This is a genomic window from Desulfovibrio sp. TomC, assembly GCF_000801335.2.
GTDB lineage: Bacteria > Desulfobacterota > Desulfovibrionia > Desulfovibrionales > Desulfovibrionaceae > Solidesulfovibrio.
Genome location: NZ_JSEH01000023.1, coordinates 64,615 through 72,223, shown reverse-complemented (window position 1 = coordinate 72,223; position 7,609 = coordinate 64,615). Strand labels below are relative to the sequence as shown.

The 7,609-nt window shown below is 65.9% G+C and carries 6 protein-coding genes and 1 riboswitch; of the genes, 1 reads left to right on the top strand and 5 read right to left on the bottom strand.

Annotation, left to right across the window (positions count from 1 at the left end; genetic code table 11):
- Window positions 1-83: 83 nt before the first annotated feature.
- The 5 genes from ribB to NY78_RS18075 all read right to left on the bottom strand — a co-directional run bounded on the left by ribB (window position 84) and on the right by NY78_RS18075 (window position 6,961).
- Complete coding sequence (ribB, locus tag NY78_RS18095) at window positions 84-728, bottom strand: 3,4-dihydroxy-2-butanone-4-phosphate synthase (protein ID WP_043639113.1); 645 nt, start codon at window positions 726-728, stop codon at window positions 84-86.
- 118 nt (window positions 729-846) lie between these two features.
- A riboswitch (FMN riboswitch) is annotated at window positions 847-999 on the bottom strand.
- A gap of 184 nt (window positions 1,000-1,183) precedes the next feature.
- Window positions 1,184-2,332, bottom strand: coding sequence for an SGNH/GDSL hydrolase family protein (locus NY78_RS18090; protein WP_043639111.1), 1,149 nt, complete (start codon window positions 2,330-2,332; stop codon window positions 1,184-1,186).
- Between the two features lie 93 nt (window positions 2,333-2,425).
- A complete protein-coding gene (locus NY78_RS18085; protein ID WP_231584035.1) occupies window positions 2,426-5,530 on the bottom strand; it encodes a glycosyltransferase family 39 protein in 3,105 nt (1,034 codons plus the stop codon).
- 194 nt (window positions 5,531-5,724) lie between these two features.
- On the bottom strand, window positions 5,725-6,327 hold the full coding sequence (locus NY78_RS18080; protein WP_043639106.1) for a hypothetical protein: 603 nt from the start codon (window positions 6,325-6,327) through the stop codon (window positions 5,725-5,727).
- Between the two features lie 226 nt (window positions 6,328-6,553).
- Window positions 6,554-6,961 carry a winged helix-turn-helix transcriptional regulator gene (locus NY78_RS18075; RefSeq protein WP_043639103.1) on the bottom strand — a complete coding sequence of 136 codons (408 nt, stop codon included), beginning with the start codon at window positions 6,959-6,961 and terminating at the stop codon, window positions 6,554-6,556.
- 125 nt (window positions 6,962-7,086) lie between these two features.
- On the opposite strand from NY78_RS18075, the gene NY78_RS18070 reads away from it, so the two are divergent.
- Window positions 7,087-7,596: a nitroreductase family protein gene (locus NY78_RS18070; RefSeq protein ID WP_043639100.1), complete on the top strand. Its 510-nt coding sequence runs from the start codon at window positions 7,087-7,089 to the stop codon at window positions 7,594-7,596.
- Window positions 7,597-7,609 lie beyond the last annotated feature (13 nt).

Genomic DNA, 7,609 nt, shown 5'->3' with positions numbered 1-7,609 from the left:
ATGGCGGCAGGTTATCCGTTTTCCGGTCGTCGCGCCAGTCGTCGGCCCGGGGAGGTTTGTCGCCTCCCCGGGCCGGCAGGGGGCTAGAGGTCGCCGGAACTCTGGCGGAAGGCCACGATGTCGGCCACGGTGACCAGCGGGAAGTCATGGGCGGCGGCAAAGGCGGTCAGCTGCTCGCCCTTGGCCATGGTGCCGTCGGGGTTGGTCAGTTCGCACAAGACGCCGCAAGGCGAATGTCCGGCCAGCCGGCACATGTCCACCGTGGCCTCGGTGTGGCCGCGCCGGGTCATGACGCCGCCGGGCTTGGCAATAAGCGGGAACACATGCCCGGGCCGGGCCAGATGGCCGGGTTTGGCGTCCGGCGCGGCAGCGGTCTTGACCGTGGTCACCCGGTCGGCGGCCGACACGCCGGTGGTGACGCCGGTTGCCGCCTCGATGGTGACGGTAAAGGCTGTGCCGTTTTTGCAGGTGTTGACCGCGACCATGGGCGGCAGTTCCAGCTGCCGGGCCTTGTCTTCGGTCAGGCACAGGCAGACGATGCCGCTGCATTCGCGAATGAGCATGGCCATCTGCGGCACGGTCAGGGTGTCGGCGGCGAAGATGAGGTCGCCCTCGTTTTCGCGGTCGAGATCATCGGCCACCACAATGCCCCGGCCTTGGCGCATGGCAAAAATGGCGGCCCGTGTGCGGGCAATGGACGCATCAACATCGGAAAATGGCTGATTCATGGCGCTCTCCAAAACAAGAGGTTTACGGGCCAGAACCAGGGCGGAAAAACAGACGACCGGGCAGAACGCAGGCGCTGCGCCGGACTCGCGCCGGAGACCCCGGCGACGGGGATTGCCGTCTCCTCCTCTTCCATCCGGACTGTAACCGTCGGCCCTGGCTTCGCACCAGGTCTGCTGACCCCCCGACCGCTGACGGCCGGGAGCGCTCGCGGGCTCCCCGGTTCCCCGGGATACCGCCGGTGGGGACTTTCACCCCGCCCTGAGGACAACGGCCGTTTTGTAGCGCCAGGAGCCGGCCATGGCAAGTCGCAAAACCCGCTGCGGGCCGATGGGGAGACCGGGGCATCGGCCATTGCGGAGGCGGGAGCCGGCATCGGGCCGGGGCCGAGCCGAGCCGCTGCAACAGCCCCGCTGCCGCCGTTGTCCTTCTCGGGAGGACGGTCGTCGGCAGCGCGTTACGGGCTGGGGTTGGCCGCTGCGTCCGGGCCGGCTGCCGACGCCGCGCTTTTGCCTGGGAACAGCTTGTCCGCGTAGGGTTGCAGCCGGTCCGCCAGCAGATCGGCCAGCCGGGCGTTGCCGTAGGCGCTCAGATGGCCGCAGTCGGCGGCCAGTCGGGCCGGTTCGTCGGGGCGTTGGGCGAATGCCGCGTCGCTGACGTCGGGCAGCACCGTGACGCAGGTGGCGGCCAGGGCCTGGGTCAAATCCCTGGCGATGCGGCCGCCGCCGAGAACGAAGGCAAAGACCGGCGTGTCGCCGCTGGCTTGGCAGACCTTTGCAAACACCCGTCTGGTCGCGGCCAGGGAGTGGGCATAGTCAGGCAGATCCTGACCGCTCTCGATGGCGCGTTCCACGGACGCGTCTTTGTATTTGGCATAGAGGACCAGTTGCAAATTGTGCTGGATGCTTGAAATAATGTGGGACCTGTTGCCCAAAAGCCGTCCTGTGGCGTCAAGAACGGCCTGGGACCAGTGGGCATAGGGCGAGGCAATGACGGTTGTGTCGTCGTCGGCCAGATAGGGCCGGAAATGAAAGTTGTTGTTGATGACGCTCTGCTTTTCCAGGGCGAAATCGTTGTTGATGCTGTCGTTGGTGTGGAGCTGAAACAGGATGGCGTCGGGTCTGATGCGGGCCAGGTTCTCGGCCAGGATGCCGTATTCCTGCAACGAACCGTAGCCGCCGCTGCCATAGGTAAAAACAGTGCAGCCAAGCCGCCGGCCCAGGATAGCCGAGTAGGTCTGGCCGTCGGAAACATCGCGGTTAAGCGTAAAAGAGTCGCCGAGGATGAGCAGTTTTTTGAGGGCACGGGTGTCCCCGTATTCCCGAAACCCGTGGTCCATGGTGGAAAAGGCCAGGGGATAGGGCTCTCCGGCGCAGTCCCTGGATTGCTTTTCCTCCCGGTAGTGGGGCTTCACCCGCCAGCCCAGGGCGGCGTCGTCCGCATACAGTCCGGGCGTGTCCCAGGTCAGCGGGATGTGGTTTTTGAGGCGAAAGACGATCTCGGCCAGGCCAAAGGCGACGACGAGCGCCAGGAGGCTTATGGCGACGCACAGCCAAAACTGGCGGATTGTCCGGGCCGGGCTGGGCTGGCTGGGTGATGGCGGCATGCGGCGTTGATCCTCTTCGAGGGTGTCTTTGGGCGGCGATAGGCCGGCTGCGCAGTGTGGGCAGGCCTGGCGAAGCGGACGCGAGGGGTCGGTCTACTGGCCGGGCCAGACCCGTTCCAGACCCGGGGCGCGCTCCGAGAACCAGACCCGGAAGGCATTGCCGGCGTTGCCGGACAGGGTCAGGCGCGAGTTCCCGGGCGGCACGGTCAGGCCCGGGAACTGGCGGGCGTCGAGATCGGCCTCAATGACCATGCGGTCGATCGGCCGGGTCGGCGACCAGAATTCCGCGGCAAAGTCGGCGCGCAGGCTGAAACGCACCGTCACCTGGGTGGTCGGCCGGGGCAGGCGCAGCTCGGTGTGGCGGCGCAGGAACATCAAGCTCCACGTGTCGGGCACGGTGTTGCGCGCATCCAAAAGCGTATGGAACGTCTGTCCGTCGGTCGCGTATGACACGGTACAGGCCCGGTAGCCGTCCTTGTCGCCGTAAAGCCGGGGATAGGCCATGATACGCAGGGCCGTTATGGGATAGGCCGAGACGAAGACGTACTCGAAGCGGCAATCCGTGCCGGGCAGGCAGGTCACGCCGCCGCTGTAGTCGGGATAGGATGTGGAGACGGCCATGTTCTGGGAATGGGCGTTTGGGCTGTCGGAGAAATCCGGCGGATCAAAGTCCGGTGAAAAATACAGGGTTCCGCGGCCCCGAGGGGTCAGGCGGAGCACGCTCCCGGCCGGGGCCGAAACCAGCACGGGCACAGGTTCGTTGCCAAGGGTCAGCACCGGGGCGTTGATGCGTCCGGCCAGGGTCAGGGCCGAAACGGGCAGCGGGGCTTTGTCCGGCTGCTCCACTTCGGCCTGTGGGCTGGCGTCGGACAGGGCGACGCCGCCGGCCTCGGGGGTCAGGACCGGATCAAAGACCGCCACGGCCGGCTGGCCGGCGGCATCGGGCAGGACGTAAGCCGGGGCCAGACCGGGGTGGTCGGCCAGAAAGGCGGCCAGGGCGGCCGGCGGGCCGATGACCTCGCCGCCTGGGAGGCTGCGGGCTAGTTCGGGGTGGTCCGGCAGGGCAAAGACGTAGGCGGCCTGCCCAAGCAGGGTCAGGCCGGAATGGTAGGCCGGCGCGCGGCAGTTTCGGGCCAGGTTGGCAGCGTAAAAGGGGAGCTGGTCCGTGGCGGTCCGGGTATCGAGCCCTTGCCCCGTCACTTCCAGGCCGGCCAGGTTCAGATAGCCTTCCCGGGTCCCGGGCGCATACGTCACCCGCAGCCACAGCGAACCGGCAGCCGCATACGGGGTCAGATCGATGGTCGTTTCGACTTCCCGGCTTCGCCCCTGATAAAACGGAATCTCCTCGAAAAACCGTCTGGGGACCAGCCGGGGGCTGCCGTCGTCGGTCAGGAAGTTCTCGTGGCCAAGGCGCGCCACCGGGGTATACGTTTTGCCGTCGGTACTGGCCGCAATGGACAGGACCGCGTCGGCCGGGATGGTGGGGTGGCGCTTGTACAGGACGGCCGTGATGCGGGCGGTCACGGAACCGGCGGCGGCCCCTGGCGGCAGATCGAAGCGCCAGACCGCCGTGGCCGGCTGTTCATAGCGGGCGGGGCGCATGAGCCCCACATCGCTGTCCACGGCCCAGTTGTCCAGGGAGAAGGCGTCGTTGTAGGCCCGCCAATCCCGAAAATCGTCAAAGTACCGCGCCCGGCCCGAGAGGTCAGGGGCCAGGAGCAGCGGAGCGCGGCTGGGCAGGCCGGCCAGTCCCACCCGGGCATGAATCCCGCCGGTCCCCCAGGAGGCCAGGAGCGCCCCCCGCGGCATGGCCCGGCGACGTTCGGAGTGCGCCTCAAAGAGATCCACGGAGCGCAGGCGTTGGTAGCCCGGAGCCGCGAAATTGCCGGGACCGGCCGGCAAGCCCGGCAGATGCCAGCGGGCGGCAAAGGCTTTGGCGTTTCGCTGGTAGCCGGTGAAGACCAGGGCGGTTTCAGGACCCGGGGTGCGGCTTAAAAAGCGGAACAGGTCCCGGTCGTTGCTGAGCGTACGCTGGTAGAAGTCGTCGAGCCGGGTCAGGGGCGCCGCCAGGACCAGGGCGCAGGCCGCCCCGGTCAGGGTCAGGGCGGCGAGGCCGCGGACCCGATCCGGCAGCTGTCGCCCGGCCAGCCCGCCGAGCCATGACGCGCCGCTGCCGCACAGGATGCAAAGGGCTGGCAGGACCGTGATGAGATGCCGCCAGCTGACCAGGGGCCGCAAATCGCTTTGGCTGGTCAGGATGGCGAGGCTGGGGACCAGGGCGGCCAGGGCGACCAGGGCGGTCGGCCCGGTCCAGGCCTGGCGCAGGCCAAGCAGCAGCAAGGAGGCCATAACGGCCACGGCAGCCGGGCCGTAGTCGAAATTGAGGTAGAAAAATCCAGCCAGGATGTCGGCGAAAAATCGAGGCGTCAGGCCGGTCCAGTACGGGACGGACGGATTGTTGAGAAAGGTGTTGATGAAAAAAAGTCCCGGCGCAATGGGCAGCCAGAGACAGCCGGCTGCAGCCATGGCGGCCGCGATCCAGGTCAGGCGGACCGTGCGGCCGGGACCGGCGAATATTCCGTACCGCCGCAGGTATAAAAGACCCACGCCAAGGCCCTGGGCCGCCAGGACCGGAACGCCCTGGAAGGCTGTCCAGAGCATGGCTGCCGTGGCCACAACGTACCCGGCCGGATGGAGCGGCCGGCGTCCGGGCCTGACGCAGCGGACCAGGAAGTACAGGGAATAGACCAGGGTGCACAAAAAGAGCGCATAGGGCTTGATGGCCCGGGAGATTTCCACCGGGAAAAGCGCTCCGGCGCACAGCGCGGCCGCAGCCAGCCCGGCCCGGCGACCGGCACAGGCTGCCCCCAGCAGGCCAAGGCCCAAAACGGTGAGCAGGCCGGTCGCCAGGGACGGGACGCGGGCGGCCAGGACGGTGTTGCTCAGGCCCAGGGCCAAGTGGTTGATCAGATAGGTGAGCGGCGGTTGAAAATCGTAGATGGTGTCGACAGGTCCCAGGTACAGCTGGGATTCGATGAGTCGGGCTGGCGCGAGCATGGCCCGGTCGAGGTTGAGATAGTCGTCTTCCCAGAGCTGGGGCACGTCGATGTCCCAACACCGCAGCAGGGCTGCGGCCAGGATGATGCCGCCAAGGAGAAGTCGGAAAACGCGCCGGGATGGTTCAGAGGGGCTGGGCAAGGGGAATCGCTTCATGGTGATGCGGTGAGGGTAGCAGTCCGGCCCGACCGGTGCAACCGCCGGTTTTTTCACTCTGCCGGCCGGTATTGCGTCGCCAAAGGCCCTGCCTGGGGCCGGCAGCCTTGCCAACGCAAAGGCCGTCGCCTGAGGGTGAGGCGACGGCCTGAGGGGGAGGGGAGGCGCGTGCGGCGAGGCTATTGCTTGGGGGCCGGGGCAGCGGGGGCAGCCGGGGCCGGCATCGCGCCGTGATCCATGGGCATTCCCGTACCGGCATGGTCCATGTTCATACCCTTGCCGCTATGGTCCATGTCCATGCCCTTGCCGTCATGGTTCATGCCGGCCATGCCTTTCCCCATCATCTTGCAGTCCATGCCGCCTTCGCCTTTCATGCCGTCCATCATCATGCCGCCATGTCCGCCCATATGCTGGGTCAGGCGGATGGGGGAGCCGGTTTCCTTGGCATAGCGCAGACGGAACAGGGTGGTCTGCTCGAAGACCTGGCCGCGCAGGGCGGAGATTTCAGCAACGAGCTTTTTGATGGCCGCCTCGTCGCCCGGTTTGGTGGCCAGCACGGTTTCCAGTTCGGCCTCGCGGGCCTTGATCTTGCCGTGCAGTTCGGCTGTCTTGGCGACAAATTCCTGCTTGAGCAGATAGGCCTTGTCGGGATCGACGGCCGGGGCGGCCTTGGCCTCGCCGGCCGGCGCGCCGTGTTGTTCGTGGGCGGCCTGTCCCAGGGTCGGGACGGACAGGAGAAAGGCAACAACCAGAGCTGCGGGAATGAATGCAGATTTGCGCATAGGAAAATCCTCCTTGGGATTGTGGATCAATCTAGCACAGGCCGTGCCAAAGGAAGAGTCTTTTTTTTGTCATGCCATGTTGGGCGGTTGTGGTATTGATCCGGCCAAAGCCCGACCCGGGAGCGAAAAAAGTATACGAACAATGTATGGAATATGGTCGAAAACAATACACCTGTCGCAAAAGTATCCAGGTGTTCCGGTCGGCGGCCCGGTTTTCCGGTGGCGGTCAGCGGGCTGTCGCTGCCTGGGGCGTTGGGGCGGGGGTTGCGTCTTCGAGTCCGAACCGGGCCTCAAACTCATGGCCGAACCGGCACAAGGCTTCCAAAATGGGGATGATGCCGCGACCGAGGTCGGTCAGGGCATATTCCACCCGGGGCGGCACTTCGGCAAAAATCGTGCGGGTTAAGAGGCCGTCGGATTCCAGTTCCCGCAGCTGCTGGGTCAGCATTTTTTGGGTGATGGCCGGCATGGCCCGGCGCAGGGCGGAAAAACGCATGGTGGCCACGTCGCGCAGATGCCATAAGATAAGCGGCTTCCACTTGCCGCCAATCACAGCCAGGGACAATTCCATGCTGCACGAATACTCTTTGCCCAGACAGCGTTTGCGGCTGCACGGCGTTCCCGGTTCACCCATGACGGCATCTCCTGCAGGTAGGTTTCCAAAAGGGTACTACACAACTTAAATGTGCCTACTTGCTTTTTTGGGTATACTGGCAGAATTTCCCCAAAGCGTAAAGCAGAAACCACCCTGGAGGTCCCATGGAGCTTTTCGAGGCCCTGCATACCCGGCGCAGCATCCGGGCGTTTACCGACCAGCCCATTGCCGAGGCCGACCTTGACGCCATCCTGCGCGCCGCCATGGATGCGCCAAGCGCCGTCAACGCCCAGCCCTGGCATTTTGTGGTCATTACCGACCGGGCCATCCTGGACGCCATCCCGACCGTCCATCCCCACGCGGCCATGTGCAAAACGGCCCAGGCCGCCATTGTGACCGTGGCCGAGCTGGCCCTGGAAAAATCGCCCGGCAACTGGATGGTCGATTGCTCGGCCGCCGTGGAAAACCTGTTGCTGGCCGCCCGGGGACTTGGCATCGGGTCGGTCTGGTGCGGCGTCTATCCGCGCCAGGAGCGCATGCTTCCCATGGCCGCCCTGCTGCATCTGCCCGAAGGCTTCCTGCCCCATTCCCTGGTTCCGCTGGGCTATCCGGCCCAGGAGTTTAAGCGCGTGGACCGGTTTAAACCCGAGCGCATCCATACAAACGGCTGGTAGCCGCCTGTCCGCA

What these genes read in the sequence shown, in the direction of transcription:
- ribB (WP_043639113.1), bottom strand. Translation starts at nt 728, where the DNA reads ATGAATCAGCCATTTTCCGATGTTGATGCGTCCATTGCCCGCACACGG.
- NY78_RS18090 (WP_043639111.1), bottom strand. Translation starts at nt 2,332, where the DNA reads ATGCCGCCATCACCCAGCCAGCCCAGCCCGGCCCGGACAATCCGCCAG.
- NY78_RS18080 (WP_043639106.1), bottom strand. Translation starts at nt 6,327, where the DNA reads ATGCGCAAATCTGCATTCATTCCCGCAGCTCTGGTTGTTGCCTTTCTC.
- NY78_RS18075 (WP_043639103.1), bottom strand. Translation starts at nt 6,961, where the DNA reads ATGGGTGAACCGGGAACGCCGTGCAGCCGCAAACGCTGTCTGGGCAAA.
- NY78_RS18070 (WP_043639100.1), top strand. Translation starts at nt 7,087, where the DNA reads ATGGAGCTTTTCGAGGCCCTGCATACCCGGCGCAGCATCCGGGCGTTT.